At 56.8% G+C, this 18,274-nt stretch carries 19 protein-coding genes; 6 read left to right on the top strand and 13 right to left on the bottom strand.

From position 1 onward, the window contains the following. Positions 1-150 precede the first annotated feature (150 nt). Positions 151-1,026: an alpha/beta fold hydrolase gene (locus tag ACR0IU_RS10800; protein ID WP_480716236.1), complete on the top strand. Its 876-nt coding sequence runs from the start codon at positions 151-153 to the stop codon at positions 1,024-1,026. A gap of 268 nt (positions 1,027-1,294) precedes the next feature. After that, positions 1,295-2,479 (top strand): adenylate/guanylate cyclase domain-containing protein, encoded by a 1,185-nt coding sequence (locus ACR0IU_RS10795; protein WP_480716235.1) that lies wholly within the window; start codon positions 1,295-1,297, stop codon positions 2,477-2,479. 53 nt (positions 2,480-2,532) lie between these two features. Here the strand turns inward: ACR0IU_RS10795 and nusG are convergent, their stop codons facing one another. The 7 genes from nusG to ACR0IU_RS10760 all read right to left on the bottom strand — a co-directional run bounded on the left by nusG (position 2,533) and on the right by ACR0IU_RS10760 (position 8,755). Continuing rightward, positions 2,533-3,066, bottom strand: a complete 534-nt coding sequence (nusG, locus tag ACR0IU_RS10790; RefSeq protein WP_010440977.1) for a transcription termination/antitermination protein NusG — start codon at positions 3,064-3,066, stop codon at positions 2,533-2,535. 199 nt (positions 3,067-3,265) lie between these two features. Then, positions 3,266-3,463, bottom strand: a complete 198-nt coding sequence (gene secE / locus ACR0IU_RS10785; protein WP_010440974.1) for a preprotein translocase subunit SecE — start codon at positions 3,461-3,463, stop codon at positions 3,266-3,268. A 79-nt stretch (positions 3,464-3,542) separates the two neighbouring features. Further along, entirely contained in the window at positions 3,543-3,701 is a 159-nt protein-coding gene (gene ccoS, locus ACR0IU_RS10780) for a cbb3-type cytochrome oxidase assembly protein CcoS (protein ID WP_170476097.1), read from the bottom strand. A gap of 5 nt (positions 3,702-3,706) precedes the next feature. After that, entirely contained in the window at positions 3,707-5,884 is a 2,178-nt protein-coding gene (locus tag ACR0IU_RS10775; RefSeq protein WP_480716234.1) for a heavy metal translocating P-type ATPase, read from the bottom strand. 4 nt (positions 5,885-5,888) lie between these two features. Further along, positions 5,889-6,347, bottom strand: a complete 459-nt coding sequence (locus ACR0IU_RS10770) for a FixH family protein (RefSeq protein ID WP_170476102.1) — start codon at positions 6,345-6,347, stop codon at positions 5,889-5,891. A 2-nt stretch (positions 6,348-6,349) separates the two neighbouring features. Then, positions 6,350-7,777 (bottom strand): cytochrome c oxidase accessory protein CcoG, encoded by a 1,428-nt coding sequence (ccoG, locus tag ACR0IU_RS10765; RefSeq protein WP_170545058.1) that lies wholly within the window; start codon positions 7,775-7,777, stop codon positions 6,350-6,352. 102 nt (positions 7,778-7,879) lie between these two features. Beyond that, a complete protein-coding gene (locus ACR0IU_RS10760) occupies positions 7,880-8,755 on the bottom strand; it encodes a LysR family transcriptional regulator (RefSeq protein ID WP_480716233.1) in 876 nt (291 codons plus the stop codon). Between the two features lie 100 nt (positions 8,756-8,855). On the opposite strand from ACR0IU_RS10760, the gene ACR0IU_RS10755 reads away from it, so the two are divergent. Further along, positions 8,856-9,014, top strand: coding sequence for a hypothetical protein (locus ACR0IU_RS10755; RefSeq protein WP_158005269.1), 159 nt, complete (start codon positions 8,856-8,858; stop codon positions 9,012-9,014). A gap of 152 nt (positions 9,015-9,166) precedes the next feature. On the opposite strand, the gene ccoP is transcribed toward ACR0IU_RS10755, so the two are convergent. Genes ccoP through ccoN form a run of 4 tightly spaced genes read right to left on the bottom strand, consistent with a single transcriptional unit; the run spans position 9,167 to position 12,595 of the window. Beyond that, the gene (ccoP, locus tag ACR0IU_RS10750; RefSeq protein ID WP_260023225.1) at positions 9,167-10,030 is read right to left on the bottom strand and encodes a cytochrome-c oxidase, cbb3-type subunit III; all 864 of its coding nucleotides are present in this window, start codon (positions 10,028-10,030) and stop codon (positions 9,167-9,169) included. Further along, positions 10,027-10,233, bottom strand: a complete 207-nt coding sequence (locus tag ACR0IU_RS10745; RefSeq protein WP_010440962.1) for a CcoQ/FixQ family Cbb3-type cytochrome c oxidase assembly chaperone — start codon at positions 10,231-10,233, stop codon at positions 10,027-10,029. Before ACR0IU_RS10745 ends, ccoP begins: the two co-directional genes overlap by 4 nt. Positions 10,234-10,244: 11 nt before the next feature. Next, positions 10,245-10,973 (bottom strand): cytochrome-c oxidase, cbb3-type subunit II, encoded by a 729-nt coding sequence (gene ccoO / locus ACR0IU_RS10740; protein WP_170476112.1) that lies wholly within the window; start codon positions 10,971-10,973, stop codon positions 10,245-10,247. A 14-nt stretch (positions 10,974-10,987) separates the two neighbouring features. Next, a complete protein-coding gene (gene ccoN / locus ACR0IU_RS10735) occupies positions 10,988-12,595 on the bottom strand; it encodes a cytochrome-c oxidase, cbb3-type subunit I (RefSeq protein WP_010440957.1) in 1,608 nt (535 codons plus the stop codon). 193 nt (positions 12,596-12,788) lie between these two features. Between ccoN and ACR0IU_RS10730 the strand changes: the two genes are divergently transcribed. Next, the gene (locus tag ACR0IU_RS10730) at positions 12,789-13,628 is read left to right on the top strand and encodes a universal stress protein (RefSeq protein WP_170545068.1); all 840 of its coding nucleotides are present in this window, start codon (positions 12,789-12,791) and stop codon (positions 13,626-13,628) included. A 38-nt stretch (positions 13,629-13,666) separates the two neighbouring features. On the opposite strand, the gene ACR0IU_RS10725 is transcribed toward ACR0IU_RS10730, so the two are convergent. Further along, positions 13,667-13,921 carry a GlsB/YeaQ/YmgE family stress response membrane protein gene (locus ACR0IU_RS10725; RefSeq protein ID WP_010440953.1) on the bottom strand — a complete coding sequence of 85 codons (255 nt, stop codon included), beginning with the start codon at positions 13,919-13,921 and terminating at the stop codon, positions 13,667-13,669. A 45-nt stretch (positions 13,922-13,966) separates the two neighbouring features. Then, the gene (gene fnrL / locus ACR0IU_RS10720; RefSeq protein ID WP_170476116.1) at positions 13,967-14,710 is read right to left on the bottom strand and encodes a transcriptional regulator FnrL; all 744 of its coding nucleotides are present in this window, start codon (positions 14,708-14,710) and stop codon (positions 13,967-13,969) included. Between the two features lie 61 nt (positions 14,711-14,771). On the opposite strand from fnrL, the gene hemN reads away from it, so the two are divergent. Next, the gene (gene hemN, locus ACR0IU_RS10715) at positions 14,772-16,127 is read left to right on the top strand and encodes an oxygen-independent coproporphyrinogen III oxidase (RefSeq protein ID WP_170545074.1); all 1,356 of its coding nucleotides are present in this window, start codon (positions 14,772-14,774) and stop codon (positions 16,125-16,127) included. A gap of 212 nt (positions 16,128-16,339) precedes the next feature. After that, positions 16,340-18,265 carry an elongation factor G gene (locus tag ACR0IU_RS10710; RefSeq protein WP_170476120.1) on the top strand — a complete coding sequence of 642 codons (1,926 nt, stop codon included), beginning with the start codon at positions 16,340-16,342 and terminating at the stop codon, positions 18,263-18,265. Positions 18,266-18,274 lie beyond the last annotated feature (9 nt).

Here is an 18,274-nt window from a genome sequence, read left to right as displayed (position 1 = left end):
CCGCAACTACGCTTAACGCGGAATACCTTGGGGCGGAGTTTTGATACATTCACCTGCTTTTCAAATAGCCAAGCGTCTTTTGTGGAATATTGTGCTATCGATTGTCCATCCAAAGTGCTGAGCCGACAACAGCCCGAAAAGGGGAAATCAATGATGAACACGACAGGCAGAGCAATGGCAATTGCCGTACTGGCAGCCTCGGTCGGCACCGCGCACGGAGAAACCGCCGAGATCAATGGGTCTGATATCTATTATGAAACCGTCGGAGACGGGCCGCCAATTCTGATGATGCACGGCGGCCTTGGCCTGAGCCATGATTACATGAGACCCTATTTCGATACCTTGTCTGATGCGCATACGGTTATTTACTACGACCATTTTGGCAATGGTCGCTCGGGCAGACCCGACGATTATTCTGAAATGACCTTTGGCCGCCTGGTATCAGATGCCGCTGGGCTGATGGATCACCTGGGGCATGATAAATTCACGCTGATCGGCCATTCCTACGGCGGTTTTATTGCCCAGGACTTTGCCACTCAAAATGCGGATCGGCTGGAGGGGCTTGTATTGATTGATACGGTCCCCGCGTTTGACTATGCGCCAACGATTTCCGGGCCAGACGAGCAAATGGCGGCTTTTGGGAAGTTGTTCAGCCAGCCCATGGCCGACAACGACGATTGGCGGTCAACTTGGGGCGAAGTCGTGAAGCTCTACTTCAAGCAATACCCTGAAGACATTGGCGCGGATCTGGATGATCGAACCGTCTATGAGTATCAGGCCTGGAATGCCGCTGGCCCTCTTCTGGGCACATTCAACATGCTGGATAAACTGCCTGATGTGACTGTGCCGACTCTTGCCATGGCTGGTCAGCATGATGGCATTACGCCTCCCGGTCCTGGAGCCGAAAGAATTGGCGCATTGATGCCCAACGCCACTGTCGTGGTTTTCGAAGAATCTGCCCATTACCCATTCATAGAACAGCAGGATGCCTTTTTTGCCAGTCTGAACGAATGGCTGAACCGATAGCAGAAACAGGCGGCGCCCTCGGGCACCGCTTTTGATTTTTTCAGGCAGAGCCCGAACAGGCGCGGCAGCCTACGGAGACCCAAATATGTTTGGGTTATTTGGTCAAAGATCGATTTTGAGACCCGTTCGATCACGTACCAGTCCCTGATAGTCTACTCCATTAGTCACAGCACTATCTTCGCGTGCTACTTGCGGTCTCGGACTAAGACCGCCACAATTTTATCTAACGCGGAACGAACCTGACCCAGCATTCTATCGCGAGAGGCTTATGTTGCCCCCAGCATCCGAAGCGAACCAGCAACAGAACAAGGTTGATGCTCTGATCGAGTGGATGGTTGACGGAGCCCGACCAGCTGGAAATGCGGTCGAGATTATTGAAGGTATCTGCACGCGTCTGCTGGAAGCTGATGTGGCCATTGATCGGTTCGGTTTGTTCATTTGGACGCTGCACCCCAATCTGATGGGCCGGCGTTTCCTGTGGAAAGCAGGCGCTAGCGTCGACAGGGTCGATGCGCCGTCACAACTGTTTACTACGGCTGTTTATACCGATAACCCCTTGCCGCACGTGATCGAGCGTCAGCAATCCATCCGTCGCCATCTGGAAGATCCAAACTGCCCCCAGGACTACATTATCGTCAGCGAACTGCGCGAGCAGGGATTCACGGACTACCTGGCGCAGCCGCTGATCTACCTCAATGGCGATACCCATGTCTGCACTTGGTCAAGTGCTACACCCGGAGGGTTTTCAGAGCGAGATCTGGCAGTCCTGAACCGGGTTCGCGGTCCGCTCGCGCGCCTGACCGAGACCTATATGCTGCGGCTGGACGCTACTTACCTGCTGTCGACCTATGTTGGCCGTAACAGCGGCGCGCAGATACTGGATGGCAAGGTGCATCGCGGTGATGGCAGCACAATCGATGCCGTTATTCTGTTTGCTGACCTCAAGGAATTCACACATCTTTCAAATTCTGTATCCGGCGATGCACTGGTTAGGCTGCTGAATGACAGCTTTGACTGCCTTGTTCCTTCGGTAATGGATCACGGAGGAGAGATTCTGAAATTCATGGGCGATGGCTTTTTTGCCATCTTCCCAACCAACTCGGACCTTACCCCGAGCACACAGATCACAGCCGCCAATACAGCAGTCCGCGAGGGTTTGGCGTCGCTGACCAATGCCAATTTCCAGCACAAGCTTGGCGTACGGACTGCAATCCATCACGGTCGTTTCCACTATGGCAATATAGGTGGCGGTGATCGGCTGGACTTCACGGCCATCGGCCCCGATGTCAATTTAACAGCCAGACTTGTGTCGGCGGCGACAGAACTGAATTGTGATCACGTCCTATCCGAAACCGCCGCAGCGTTTTTGCCGAAACTCTGCGAACCGGTCGGGACCGTATCACTTAAGGGGTTTGGCGAAGATCAAACCGTTTGGCAGGTGAGTGGCCTGTAAACGCAAAAAAGGGTGCCGATAAGGCACCCCATCCAGTGGTTCAAAGATACCAATCAGCTCTGCTTGGTAACCTGTGTAAAGTCCAGCTCGACCGGGGTTTCGCGGCCAAAGATCGAGACCGAGACTTTCAGCTTTTGGGCTTCGTCGTCCACACCTTCGACCATGCCGTCGAAATCCTCGAACGGGCCGTCGTTGACCTTAACCTTCTCGCCAACCTCAAAGGTGATCATCAGCTTGGGCGCTTCTTCGCCTTCCTGAACGCGGTTGAGGATCTGGTTCACCTCGGCATCGCGCATCGGCATCGGGCGGCCCTGCGGGCCCAGGAATCCGGTGACACGGTTAATCGAGTTGACCAGATGATAGCCCTGATCCGACATTTCCATATGCACCAACACGTAGCCGGGCATGAACCGGCGTTCGGTGGTGACCTTCTTGCCCCGGCGCACTTCGATCACCTCTTCGGTGGGCACCAGAACTTCGTCGATATCGTCCTCAAGGCCCTGTTCAGCCACCGACGTGCGGATCTGCTCTGCGATCTTCTTTTCGAAATTCGAAAGAACGCTGACCGAGTACCACCGTTTCGCCATGAACCTGTCGTCCTTGTTTGCCTTTGGCGCGTTCGAACCAGGCGAAGCACCGTCATTAAAATTCTATCACGTCACCCGGAATAAAAAGCGGCGCGCAGCTCGAATCGCCGCACGCCCATTCCGAATAGTTCCGTGTCACCTACTCTGACACGGCGCGCTGTGCAAGGGGCAATGGCGTTTCAACCCGCCCCGAAAGGGCTTAGCTGAACGCGCCCAGGACCAGTTGCAGACCACCGCGAATGCCCAGATCGACCAGTGCAAAAAACACGGCAGTCAGCGCTGCCATGATGAACACCATGACCGTGGTCAACAGCACCTCGCGACGGGTCGGCCAGACGACCTTTGCAACTTCGGCTCGGACCTGCTGAATGAACTGGATCGGGTTTGTGGTTGCCATGAGGCTACAATCTCTCTGCTTGCGGATGGGCCGGACATAGCCGGGCATTGCGGCAATTTCAAGGGCTGTTGGCACCGCGTCAGGGCTTGGGCTTGTCATCCCATTCGTCGCTGAGGATGCGACGCGCATCACCTTCGGGATCTTCATACTGGTTCGAGCGCACGGTGTAGACAAAGGCGATAAGACCAACTGCGCCCAAAAGCAGCGAAATCGGGATCAGATAAGCAAGCACTTCCATCGGGGTTACCTCAGACGCAAGGCGTTCAGTGACACCGTAATCGACGAGGTCGACATCGCCAAGGCCGCGATCAGAGGGGTTGCCAATCCGGCGACGGCCAGCGGGACAGCGATCACGTTATAGACAGTGGCAATGCGGAAGTTCTCGCGAATCCGGCGCGTCGACTTGACGGCAGTTTCGCAGGCCTCGGCAATCGGGGACAGATCGTTGCCCAGAAGCACGATATCCGACGCCACCCGCGCGGCATCCAAGGCGCTGGCCGGAGAGATCGATACATGCGCTGCCGCCAGTGCGCCTGTATCGTTCAAACCGTCGCCGACCATCAGAACATGTCGACCCTGATCACTCAGTTCCTGCACCTTGGTGGCTTTGTCCTGAGGCAAGGCTTGGGCAATCCAGTTCTGGATGCCAAGCTTGTCAGCCAAGGCCTGAACTGCGGGGTGCGTGTCGCCGGATATCAGGATGACGTCTTTTCCCGCCTTCCGAAACGCGGCGATGGCTTCGGCGGCACCCGCGCGCAGGCTGTCCGTAAATGTAAAGCGCGAAGGGGTTTGCGAACCTATCGCCAGCCAAGCTGCGGTCTGCTCACAATCTTTGCCTCCGACCCAGGCTGCGCGACCCAGCCGGACGCGCTGTTCATGATACATGCCTTCGGTGCCATAGCCCGGCACCTCAACCACATCACGCAATGTCGCAGGCTTTATCCCGGCCCCACGCGCCGCCTTTGCAAGAGCAATCGACAGCGGATGGGAAGAGGCCTCAGCCAATGCCAGCGCGACTTCCAGATCAGCGCGGGAATGATCGCCGAGATTGGTCAGCTCGGGCGCCCCTGAAGTGAGCGTACCGGTCTTGTCGAACACCACCGTGTCCACCTCGGCAAGGCGTTCAAGGGCGGTGGCGTGTTTGATCAGCATACCGTTGCGAAATAACCGGCCCGAGGCCGCTGTGGTTACTGCTGGCACCGCCAGCCCCAATGCGCAGGGGCACGTGATGATCAAAACCGCCGCTGCGATGTTCAGCGCGGTGCGAATATCGCCGGAATAGATATACCATCCTAAAAAGCTGAGCGCCGAAAGGATGTGCACCCCTGGCGCATAAAGCTTGGCCGCCTTGTCTGCCAGCGAGGTATAGCGTGACCGGCCCGACTCTGCGATGGCAACCAGATCAGCCATACGGTGCAGCGAAGTATCCTCGCCGACCGCGGTCGCACGGATGGTCAAGGGGCCTGTCAGGTTGACCTCGCCTGCGCTGATACGCAGCCCAGCTTCGGCAAAGACAGGAAGGGTTTCCCCGGTCAGCAGCGATCGGTCCAGCTCGGACCGGCCAGAGATAATTTCGCCATCCACCGGCATACGCCCGCCGGGACGAACCAAGATCAGATCACCCACGCGCAGGTTAGCGACGGCGACCTCCTGTTCTGAACCATCCACCAGACGAATGGCGCGGGGGACTTCCAGCGCTGTAAGCTCTTCGGCAGCCGATCGCGCAGCGGCGCGCGTGCGATAATCAAGATACCGGCCCGCCAGCAGGAAGAATGTCAGCGTCAAGGCCGCATCAAAATAGGCATGTTCACCGCTGAGCGCGGTTTCCCAAAGTGAGGTGACCAGCGCCAGCAGGATCGCCAAAACAATCGGCACATCCATATTCAACCGGCGCACGCGCAGCGCGCTCCAGGCGTTGGCAAAGAATGGTTGGGCCGAAAATGCAATCGCAGGCAAGGCAATCGCTGCCGATATCCAGTGGAACATGTCGCGCGTCGCATCGGTGGCACCAGACCAGACCGAAACCGACAACAGCATCACATTCATCGAGGCAAAACCCGCAACCGCGAGCCGCATCAGAAGATCGCGCCAGGCTTTATCCGATTGCGTAGCCGACAGGGCACCCGGATCCAGTTCGTGTGCTTCAAAACCGGCACGTTCCAGCACTGGTATCAGATCAACCGCACGTGTATCGGGTTTCGCTTTAATCATCGCGCGTTTCAGCGTCAGATTGACCCTCGCACCCTCCACACCGGGATGAGCATTCAACTCGCGCTCGACAGTGGAGATACAGGCCGAGCAATGGATACCCGGCAGCGACAGCGCGATTTGCACGTCCTCGGGGACTGGCCGGGCCGGTTCCGCCGCGGTCGCGACACAACCGGGACAAGCTGCCCGAGCTGGGGTGACTTGCGCTGTCATCGCTCTAACCCTTCACATAAAGCGGCACGCGTTGCGCAAACTCGGCACCATCTTTCGCTTTGGCCACAAGGCGAATGTTCCAGTTACCTTTACCCAGCGCAGCTGGGGCGGCATAGGTGATGCCGTCAAAGGTGAAGTCAGGTGAGAAGTCATCTTTGACGTGGGTGGCGCGCCCGACGACGGCTTGCAATTCTGCCACCTCAACTGGTGAACCAGTCTGATCGGTGATGCGCAATACCAGCAAACCACCGGTCAACTCAGCCTTGATATCCCAGCCCAGCGCCTGCTGTTCCTGCAAGCGTTCGTTGAACTCCTGGCTGGCAACGTAGGAGTTCTTGACTTCCAAACCCGGGAACGTCTTTACCGCGCTATAGGCGAGGACGAGGTTTACCGCGATGATCACGCCAAAGGCCGCTACAAATACCGCCAGTGCGTGTTTGCCAGTGAATTGACGCTCTGCCATTGTCAGTTTCCTCGCCCATTGAACGTGGTGTCTTTGTATGCGCGCTCACCACTTTCCAGATCTTCGACCCAGATGCGAACCGATGTGCTGTCAACCGCTGCGGGCCCGGTGTCTTTCGCTGCTGTAATATAAACGCGCGTTAATTGTGCCGTATCTGCCGTGACATTTACAGTGTCACCTTCGACGCCCTCAATTTCGATCTGCAGCGACGGATCACCGGCAAGCGACAATTTAAAAGCCCGTTCCTCGCCATGCTTGTTACGCAGGCGTACGTCATAGGTATTGCGGATCGTACCATCGGAAAGGGTTACGAAAGTCGGGTTCCGTACCGGAGCCACAGTCAAGTCGATGTCCGACCGGATGAACAGGGCAAAGAGCAAGGCGAAACCGACCAGCGACCACAAAGAAGTATAAAGGATCGTGCGCGGACGCAGGATGTGTTTCCAAACATTCTTGGGCGGATGACCTTCGCGTTCACGCGTTTCGTCACTCAGCGCCATGTAATCGATCAGGCCACGAGGCTTGCCGATCTTGGCCATCATATCGTCGCAGGCATCGATGCAAAGCGCGCAGGTGATGCATTCCAGCTGCTGACCGTCGCGGATATCGATCCCTACCGGACAGACATTGACGCAAGCCATACAATCGATGCAATCGCCCAGCTCGCTGTCAGCAGTGCGTTTGCCCTTGCCACGCGGCTCACCCCGCCATTCACGGTAGCCGACGACCAGGGTATCCTCGTCCATCATCGCGGCCTGAATGCGTGGCCATGGGCAGGCATAGATACAGATTTGTTCGCGCGCGAAGCCTCCAAAGAAGAAGGTTGTACCTGTCAGGATCAGCATTGTCGTGTAAGCGACGGGATGCGCATTGCCGGTGACCAGATCACGCGCCAGCGTTGGCGCATCCGCAAAATAGAACACCCACGCGCCACCTGTTGCCAGCCCGATAAAGAACCAAACTACCCATTTGGTCAGTCGCAGGCGCGCTTTGCGGAAATCCAGCTTCTTTTGGCGATGCAGGCGCAGACGCGCATTGCGGTCGCCTTCGATCCAACGTTCAACAAGAATATAGAGGTCGGTCCACACAGTCTGAGGGCAAGCATATCCGCACCAAACCCGGCCCAGCGCTGAGGTAAAAAGAAACAACCCTAATCCTGCCATGATCAAAAGCCCCGCAACGAAATAGAATTCGTGCGGCCAGATTTCGATCCAGAAGAAATAAAAACGTCGGTTCGCCAGATCCAGCAACACAGCCTGATCAGGAAGGCTTGGTCCTCGATCCCATCTGATCCACGGCGTTACATAGTAGATGCCCAGTGTCACCGCCATAATGATCCACTTAAGGTTCCGGAATGGACCGGATACCCGTCTTGGGAAAATTGGTTCTCTGGCGGCGTAAAGGCTAGGGGTCGGGTTGGAATCGCTCACAGGCTGGCTCCGGGACTGGCTCTTCTGAGTGTGCGTTCTTCCAGATCACAAGCATAGGGACTTTGACATGGGTCAAAACGCGCATCGTACAGATACCTTTTATCACGTTTCACGTGCCTGACGTCTAAGCCAGCCAGCAAAAGTTCTGACAGCAGGCCTAAGTGCCGAATTTGCCGTCACAATATGGTATCCGCGCGTATCGGGCTCAGCGTAGAGTTCCACAATGCGCCCAGCTTTGATGTCTTGCTCGACGAAATGTCGCACAGTCACCGTGACCCCCTGTCCGGCGCGCAATCCTTCCAGAACTAGATTGCCAGGCAGCTGAGTCCGACCTGCACCGCGTTCTGGACCGACGCCGTGCTCGGCAAGCCAAGACGTTGCCTCGGTGGTGCCGACCTCTTCCAACCACGGCAGCTGGGCCAGCTCTGACGGGGTCAATGACGTCTTGCCTCCCAGAAGTTTCGGCGCGGCGACAATCACCACCGGCGATTGCAACAGCATTTCTGAATGAACCCCCGACCAGCCTCCGGGGCCGTAGCGGATCGCAATGTCCACTCCGCCTGGGCGCAAATCAACCACTTCGGCGGACGGGTCGAGGATCAGATTCACCTCGGGGTGGGATTCGCGAAACGCCGGAAGGCGTGGCATCAGCCATGAAGCCGCGAAAGAGGATGTCAGTGATACATGAACTGGGCGATCCAGGCCGGATCTGGCCAGATCGCCGACCGCAGCCTCGATCGCACCAAAGCCAAGTTGCAGGGCGCGGGCCAGATGCTCTCCGTCCGCTGTTAGCGTCAAGGCTTTGCCGCTGCGATCCAACAGGGCTGCGCCAAGATACTTTTCCAGCACGCGCAACTGCTGGCTAATGGCGGCATGGCTGACGTTCAGAGCGGCCCCTGCTTCGACAACATTACGCTTCTCAGCAAAGGCAGCAAAAGCGCGCAGCGCGGCGAGTGGAGGAAGTTTGAGCCAATCCATATGTAATCCATACTTACATGTTGGAAAGGTTATTGAGTCGCATTTTCGGCATCAAAGGTCAATCTGTTCGGCAGAAACAACGCCACATAGGAGGCAAGCCATGCTAACTGTATTTGCCCGATCTTTCATGAACGCGACCCGCATCGACGCTCCGCACATTCGAGAGGCTCCTAAGCCGGGTCTCCGTAAGCGCCGGTGGCTACCCGAGAGTCATTGGTGGAGAGAAAGCCCGCGCGGGGTGGATCTGAACAACCTTTGATGGCGTCTTAGATCCCCACACTAGACCGCAGCCTGACGCGGCCCTATTGTTTGGAAAATCGGCACCGGCTGTTCTGGAAACGCGCGAACAGATTGAACAGCCGGTGCCTCAGCCTTCGGGCGGAAAACCGCCCGGAGGTGTTCTTTTAGCCTCTACTGACCACCACCCAACTGGTGGACATAGGACGTAACGGCGCGGATTTGCGCGTCAGTCAAACGATTTTCCCATGGGGGCATCACACCAAAGCGGCTGTAGGTGACCGTTTCAGTCAGAGCCTCTTCACTGCCACCATAAAGCCAGATCGCATCCGTCAGGTTTGGTGCACCTTGCGTGACGTCTCCTTTGCCATCCTCGCCGTGGCACGATGCACAGTTATCCTCAAACACAACCTTGCCCGCCTGCGCCGCCGCATCATCGGTCTGCGCATTTGTCAGAGACATGACGTATTGGACTACCTGAGTGATCTCGTCCTGCTCGAGGATCTCACCAAAGGCCGGCATCTCAGAATAGCGCGCATCGTCGCTTTCCTCGTTCCGGATACCATGGGCGATGGTGTACTCGATATCTTCGAGCGTACCACCCCACAGCCAGGCGTCATCCAGCAGGTTAGGGAAGCCCGGCGCGCCTTGCGCACCCGAGCCATGGCACTGCGCGCACCAAGTCCGGAACACGGCACCACCAGAGTTCACAGCGTATTGCTGAAGCTCTGCATCCGCCGAGATCTCTTCCAGCGGTGTCTCCACCAGCTTGGCATTCCACGGCGCGTTCGCTTCTTCAAAAGCGACCATTTCCTGCTGCACCAGCTCGCGCGAAGACCAGCCCAGCACACCGGCGGTTGCCGATTGAACCAGAGGCCACGCCGGATACATGATCGTATAGATCACGCCCCAGAGAATGGTCGCATAGAACGTCCACAGCCACCAACGCGGCATCGGGTTGTCGAACTCTTCGATACCGTCCCAGCTGTGACCTGTGGTATTCGGATCGCCCGGCTGTTTTTCAGGTGTCTTACTCATTGCCGCGCCTCCTTGGATGTGGCGGGTTTGTCTTGCTGAGGTGCAGGGGCATCCACATGCCGGAAGGGGATATTGGCCGTGTCCTTGTATTCCTTGCTGGCACCGGGGCGGAAAACCCAGATTACGATGCCCAGAAAGAACGTAAACAGCAGCAACAGCATCCAGCTATCCGCAAACTGTCTTAGGAGAGTGTATTCTTCCATCTTATCCCTCCTTAGCGGCTTGCATCTGGCGTAAACGTCGAGAAGTCGACCAATGTACCCAGCATCTGCAGATAGGCGACCAACGCGTCAGTTTCCGTTAGTTCGGGCTGACCATCAAAATTGCGCACGTTCACCTTGTCACCATAGCGCTCCAAAAGACCGTCGTAGTCGCTGTCCGGATCCGCCTGAGCACGGAAGTCTGCCAGCGCGTTCTCCAGCATCTCATCGGTGTAAGGCGTGCCGACCATTGCATTCGCGGCCATGACATCACCGATGTACTTACCGTCGATCTTGCGACGCTCGAGATAACCATACTTGGGCATCACCGATTCCGGGACCACCGATTGCGGATCACGCAGGTGATCAACTTGCCATTGATCCGAGTATCGGCCGCCGACGCGTGCCAGATCAGGTCCGGTACGCTTCGATCCCCACTGGAACGGATGGTCATACATCGACTCGGCCGCCAGAGAATAGTGGCCATAGCGTTCGACCTCGTCCCGCATCGGGCGGATCATTTGGCTGTGGCAGACATAGCATCCTTCTCGGATGTAGATGTCACGCCCCGCCAGTTCCAGAGGAGTGTAAGGGCGCATGCCCTCCACCTTCTCGATGGTGTTCTCAAGATAGAACAGAGGCGCGATTTGAACGATGCCACCGATGGTAACGACCAGGAAGCTGAAAATCAGCAGGAGGGTCGCGTTGGTCTCGAGGATCTTGTGTTTGTCGAGAATTGCCATTGCTCCGGCCCTCCTTATTCAGCCGGGACCGCGACGGTCAGGCTGGCCTCTTTGGCCGGTGCCTTCCGCACAGTCATCCACAGGTTGTAGCACATGATCAGCGAGCCAGCGAGGAACATCACCCCACCCAAACCACGTACGACGTACATTGGGAACTTGGCAGCCACGGTGTCAGCAAACGAATTCACCAGGAAGCCGTTGGCATCCACTTCACGCCACATCAGGCCTTCCATGATACCAGTGACCCACATCGACGCGGCGTAGAGCACGATACCGATTGTGGCGAGCCAGAAATGCCAGCTGACCATCTGCAGCGAATACAGGCGGTCCCGTTTCCACAGGACGGGCACCAGATAGTACAGCGCACCGAAGGTAATCATTCCGTTCCAGCCCAGCGCACCCGAGTGCACGTGACCAATAGTCCAGTCGGTGTAATGAGACAGGCTGTTCACAGCGCGGATCGACATCATCGGACCTTCGAAAGTGGACATGCCGTAGAAGCCGACTGAGATGACCATCATCCGGATCACAGGGTCTGTACGCAGCTTGTCCCATGCGCCGGACAGGGTCATCAGACCGTTGATCATACCACCCCACGAAGGCATCCACAGGATCACCGAGAAAACCATGCCCAGCGTCGAGGCCCAATCCGGCAGCGCGGTATAGTGCAGGTGGTGCGGACCGGCCCAGATATACAGGAAGATCAGCGCCCAGAAGTGGATGATCGACAGTTTGTAGCTGAACACCGGACGCTCGGCTTGTTTCGGGATGAAGTAGTACATCATGCCCAGGAAGCCTGCGGTCAGGAAGAAGCCCACGGCGTTGTGGCCATACCACCATTGGATCATGGCGTCTTGGACACCTGACCAGACGATGACCGATTTCGAACCCCAGATGCTGACTGGAATGGTCATGTTATTGACCAGATGCAGCATGGCGACGGTCACGATGAATGCCAGATAGAACCAGTTGGCCACGTAGATGTGGGGTTCTTTCCGTTTGATGATCGTGCCCAGATAGACAGCCAGATAAGCAACCCAGACAACGGTCAGCCATAGGTCGACATACCATTCAGGTTCCGCATATTCTTTCGACTGGGTTCCACCCAGCAGGTAACCGGTCGCCGCCAGAACGATAAACAGCTGATAGCCCCAGAACACGAACCAGGCCAGGTTTCCGCCCCACAGACGAGCGGCACTTGTGCGCTGTACGACATAGAACGAGGTTGCGATCAGCGCGTTACCACCAAAGGCGAAGATAACCGCCGACGTGTGTAATGGCCGCAAACGTCCAAAGTTCATATACCCTTGCGCCCATTCGAAGTTCAGCGACGGAAAGGCCAGCTGGAACGCAATGAAAGTCCCCGCAAGGAACCCGACCACACCCCAAAAGGCGGTTGCGATCACGCCATAGCGGATCACGCCATCCATATATTCCGCCGAGCGATCTACAAGAATATCTGGCTCATCGGTGTTTCTAAGCGTCCAAATGAACAATCCGGCAGCGATGATCATCACCAGAATTGCGTGCACCTGATACGCCAAATCCCGTGCATAATTGGACCCAATGGCTGCGAACAGCACAACCAGCCCAAGCACGATCAGCTTGATGTAATTTGACATATTGCGTCCCTTTGCCATGCCCCGCGCGATTCTTCATGCCACACGGAACCCTTTTGACTGCGTGTCGTAATGCAGTGATGCCAATTGTGCTGCTTTGATCTGTGTCAAGACAACCCCCTGTTTTCTGTGAGAGGTATTTTCCAGAGACAAACACACGTTCCGCATTAAGGAGCGTCGGAATAATGAGGTCGACATGGCATATAAATCCCTGCTTACGGTCATGACAGAAACCAAGATATCCCAAACGGCTCTGGCACAGATGATCGCCTTGGCCGACGGGCAAGACGCCCATGCCGAAGCGCTGTGCCTTGGGGTCGACCGCAGTCAGACCGGGTATTACTACGCCGGGGCCAATGCACTGATCCTGCAGGAAACCCTGAGTCGCGCAAACGCCGAGGCGGATGAAATCCTCAAATTTGCTCAGGACTATCTTGGCAAATCGGGGGTGCGTTGGTCGGCTGAAAATGGGGTAGCACAGATTGCCGACATTGGCCGACACGTCGCCCGCCGCGCGCGTTTTTCAGATCTAGTGATATTGCCGCGCCCATACGGAAAGGATCGCGACGCCGAGGCCGAACCGATTGTTGAGGCCGCCATGTTCGAGGGCCACGCCCCGGTATTACTGGTACCGGACGAAATTGAGCCGATCTCCTCACCCAAAACCATAATGGTAGGCTGGAATGAAAGCATCGAAGCGATGCGCGCCATCCGCTGCGCCCTTCCCTTCCTGAAGCAGGCCGAGCTTACACGGATTGTCGTCATTGACCCGCCACGTCATGGGCCCGATCGCTCGGACCCGGGTGGGCTGTTGTCTCAAATGTTGGCGCGGCACGGCGTGAAATGCGAGATTGATGTGCTGAGCAAAACCATGACACGCGTTTCGGATATTCTTAATCGTCACGCTGCCGATACCGAGGCCGACATGATCGTAATGGGCGCCTACGGGCACTCGCGCTTTCGCGAGGCCATTCTGGGCGGTGCGACTCGGAACATGCTTGAACAATCCGAAGTGCCGGTCTTTCTGGCGCATTGATCAAATTGCAAAAACCGCCCTATCGGGGCGGTTTTTTCTCAAGCCTTGCGGATCAGGCCGATTAGGAACAGAAGAATCACCGCGCCGGCCGTCGCAAAGAAAATCGAAGAGAGCAGCCCACCACCGACGCCAAAGCCCAAAGCGGGAAAAATCGTGCCGGCCAAAAATGCGCCGACGACTCCGACGATGATGTTGCCAATCAGGCCGAACCCGCGGCCTTCCATGATCTTTCCGGACAGCCACCCGGCAATCGCGCCGATGAACAACATGGCCAATACACCGCTGAATTCCATTGTTGGCTCCTGTTTGTTTTGGGACCTTAGTCAGATCATTGGATATCAGACCAGAAATCCGCCATCCGAATCGTCACCCGCCTCTTCCATCAAACGCCCCATATCTGGGATGGTGACATGGCGTTTGCTTTCCAGCAAGATGACTTGGTCTTTCTTCAGGGCCGAGATTTGTCTGCTGACAGTCTCAAGCGTCAGGCCTAAGTAGTCCGCCATCGCCTCTCGTGTCAGAGGAAGGTCGAATACAATCGGGCCGACAGTGCCAGACGAATGAAGCGACGCGTCCCTACGCGCAATGATCGAGAGAAGGCTGGCAATCTTTTCCCGCGCCGTTTTGCGCCCAAGCACCAGCATCCATTCACGCGCGGCATCCAACTCGTCCAGAGTCATCTGCAACAGGCGCTGCGCGATATGCGGTGTCGTCACCATCAGTTCTTCAAAAGGTTTTTTCCGAAAACAGCACATCACCAAATCGGTCGTCGCAACCACGTCATACGGCGCGTTTTCACGCCCGGGTCGCCCAACGAAATCACTAGGCAAGAGCAAGCCCACCATCTGTGTGCGCCCGTCTTCCATCGTCTGTGTCAGAGACGCAATTCCGGATACGACAGAACCGACAAAGTTCATCGGATCTCCGGACCAGATGACTGTCTGCCCGGCCTCGAAGCTGCGGTAGTACTTGATGCTCTCAAGTTCCTCCAGCTCATCCTTTTCACAATGCGCGCACACCGCGCGATGCCGTATCGGGCATTCTGCGCAATTTGTGTGGTCGAATTGGGCCTTGAGTGTCATTCGCGTTTCCATTTGATTTCGGTCAAAGTACCCTGAGCCCTCCCGCTATAGTCATATCGCCATGACACTGAAACCTCAATTGGCACGGCTTGGACTTTTTGACGCGAAAGTACCGCGTTACACAAGCTATCCCACCGCCCCCCACTTTAGCAATGACGTGGGGGCTGACTTGTTTGCCGACTGGATTTCCGGGATTGCCCCCGGCAGTTCGATCTCGCTTTATATCCACGTACCCTTCTGCCGCAGGCTGTGCTGGTTTTGCGCCTGCCGGACCCAAGGCACCCAGACGGATAACCCTGTTATTGCCTATGTGGACGTTCTAAAAGCCGAACTGGACCTGCTGGCCGCGCGTTTGCCCGAGGGTGTTACGCTTTCTCGGCTACATTGGGGTGGCGGCACGCCGACTCTGTTGAATGCGGACCTGATGCGCGAGTTGGCAGGACGGATTCTTGAGGTCGTCCCGCTGGGTCCAGATGCGGAATTCTCGGTTGAAATAGATCCGAATGAGATCGACGAAGCCAGATTGGATGCGCTGGCCGAGGCCGGGATGAACCGCGCCTCGATCGGCGTGCAGGATTTCGATGATGAAATCCAGAAAACCATCGGCCGCATTCAAAGCTACGATACCACTCGCAAAGCGGCCGAGATGATCCGCGCACGTGGAATTGCCAGCCTGAACGCGGATATCCTATATGGTCTGCCCCACCAGACCAAAGCGCGCATGACCGAAAGCGTGCAAAAGCTACTTTCCCTGAACCCGGATCGAGTCGCACTTTATGGCTATGCGCACGTGCCTTGGATGGCCAAGCGCCAGCAACTGATTCCATCAGATGCGCTCCCCACGCCAGAGCAGCGACTGGAATTGTTCGAAACGGCCCGGCGACTGTTTCTGTGGGACAATTACGCTGAAATTGGGATCGACCACTTTGCGACACAGGATGATGGTCTGACCCATGCGCTGCGCGCTGGCCGACTGAAACGGAATTTTCAGGGTTACACGGACGATCAGGCCCCGATCCTGATTGGCCTAGGCGCAAGCTCAATTTCACGTTTCCCGCAAGGCTACGCGCAGAATGCTCCGGCAACATCAGCCCACACGAAGGCCATTCGCGAAGGGCGGTTTTCGACGTCGCGTGGGCACTTGTTCAAAGGTCAAGATATCCTGCGGTCGCGCCTGATCGAGGCGCTGATGTGTGATTTCCAAATCAATTCGAACGAGATTCTACGCGACTACGACATCTCGGCCGCTGAGCTGCAGCAGATGTACGCCAAGGCGAATGCAGCCTTTGACGGACTGCTGCGCGTTGATGAAAACGGCTTGTTCATCCCGCTCGAAGCGCGCGCACTTACCCGCATGATCGCGCGCAGCTTTGATGCCTACGACCTGAGCAAAGCTGGGCACAGTTCGGCGATCTGAAAACTCTTTGGTGGGTCGTTTTTCGCGACCCACCCTACCAAACCGGCACGGGGGCTTGACGCATGCTGTTGGTTTTCTCCACACTAAAGGGGTGGAGAGGACCGCCTCTTCACAGCCTGAGGCAGGCAAACGCAGACAGTTCTTGCCGACGCGCATGCGTTCGACAGCCCTTTTCGTGCAGCCAAGTTGCAACTGAAACAGGGACAGCACTCATGCGCGTTTTCACCGTCCTCGGCCCCAGTCAATCGGGCAAATCCACCTTGGTCGAAGCGATCAGCCGCCTCGACGGGCGGCCTACAACATTCGATGTTTCCGGAACCGTGCATTTGCACGGTTTTTCTTATTTAGACGAACCGTGGTGCGCGGTGGACGTGGACGGAGGCGGCGATGCGCTGGCCTATGTCGGCCCGGCGATGGCCATTTCAGACGCAGCAGTGGTTGTGGTCCCCCCCGATCCGGACGCCGCAGTCCTTTGTGCCCCTTATCTAAGACTGGTTGAGGAAGCAGGTATTCCCAGTTTCCTCTTCATCAATCGCATGGACAGCCCCAATGGCCGCATACGCGACATCGTAGCAGCGCTTCAGACCTATTGCAGTCACCACATCGCTTTGCGTCAAGTTCCGATTCGCGAAGGAGAAGACATCATCGGGGCCGTCGACCTGATCTCGGAACGCGCGTGGAAGTATCAAGAAGGCCAGCCCTCAGCCTTGATCGAACTACCGCAATCGGTGGAGGATCGCGAACAGGAAGCGCGCACCGAGTTGCTCGAGACCCTGTCAGATTTTGATGACCATTTGCTGGAACAACTGATCGAAGACAAGCAGCCACCCAGCGAGGAAGTCTACGAGTTGGCTGCGCAGGTTTTGCAGAACCACCAGCTGATCCCCGCCTGCCTGGGTGCTGCCAGCCATGGCAATGGCCTGACGCGCCTTATGAAAGCGCTGCGTCATGAGGCCCCGGAGTTCAACATCGCGGCAGACAGAGACGAGGCTGAAGATACAGCGCGCGCCATCGCAGGCTTTGCGGATGTGAAGAAGCATATTGGTAAGATCACCGTATTGCGCGGACTGGGCGATGGCGTCAAAGCGCACGAGCCTCTGGGCGGTGAAACTGTTGGGAACCTGACCACACTCGACGCCAAAACCCAGATCGGAGCGCTTGAGGCTGGACAGATTGGTCTGGCCGTTAAATCCGATCATCTCAACCCTGGTTTCATATATGATAGCGCTGCTGCTACGCCGCTGCCGGAATGGGCCTCCTCGCATCCCGCTGCGCATCGTCAGGTTGTCTCACCCGCGCATGAACGCGACGATGTGCGTCTGTCGAACGCGCTGACCCGTTTGGTTGAAATCGATCCCGGACTGCATCTGGAACAGGACGAATTAAGCGGTCATTCCATTCTAAGTTCGCAAGGCCCACAACACATGCGCCGCGTGACAGCTAAACTAGACGAAGATTTTGGGATCGAGATTGAAGCCGAGGCCGCCGGAACAGCCTATCGCGAAACCATCCGCACCAAAGTCGATCATCGTCACCGCCACCGCAAGCAATCCGGTGGCGCAGGTCAATTTGCTGATGTGGTGATCTCAATCGCGCCACTACCGCGCGGATCGGGGTTCCAGTTCGAAGAAGTAGTCAAAGGCGGGGCCGTACCCCGGAACTACATTCCTTCGGTTGAACACGGTGCCAAGGACGCACTGGTCGAAGGCCCTGAAGGTTTCCCTGTCGTGGACGTCAAGGTGACGCTCAGCGACGGCAAGCACCATAACGTAGACAGCTCGGACTATGCCTTCCGCACCGCTGGCAAGAACGCCGTGCGTGAAGCGCTACCCGAGGCCAAACCCGTCGTCCTGCAACCGATCCTGAATGCCGAGATCCATCTGCCATCAACCTTCGTCGGTGATCTAGTCCCCACGATCAGTTCTTTGCAGGGTCAGGTGCTAGGATTCGAGGGTAATCCGAACGCTTCGGGTTGGGAGATATTCAACGCGCAGCTTCCGGCTGTTGCCGAGGATGAACTGCACCGAACCCTTGCCAGCGCCACCCGTGGCACCGGTTGGGTCAAACTGCAGTTCGATCATTATGAAGAACTGCGCGGCCCTGTTCCTGCCTCTGCAAAGAACAAGGAAATGGCCTGAGGCTAGGGG

The organism is Ruegeria sp. CL5 (assembly GCF_056536485.1).
This window is presented reverse-complemented; position numbering and strand designations above follow the sequence as displayed.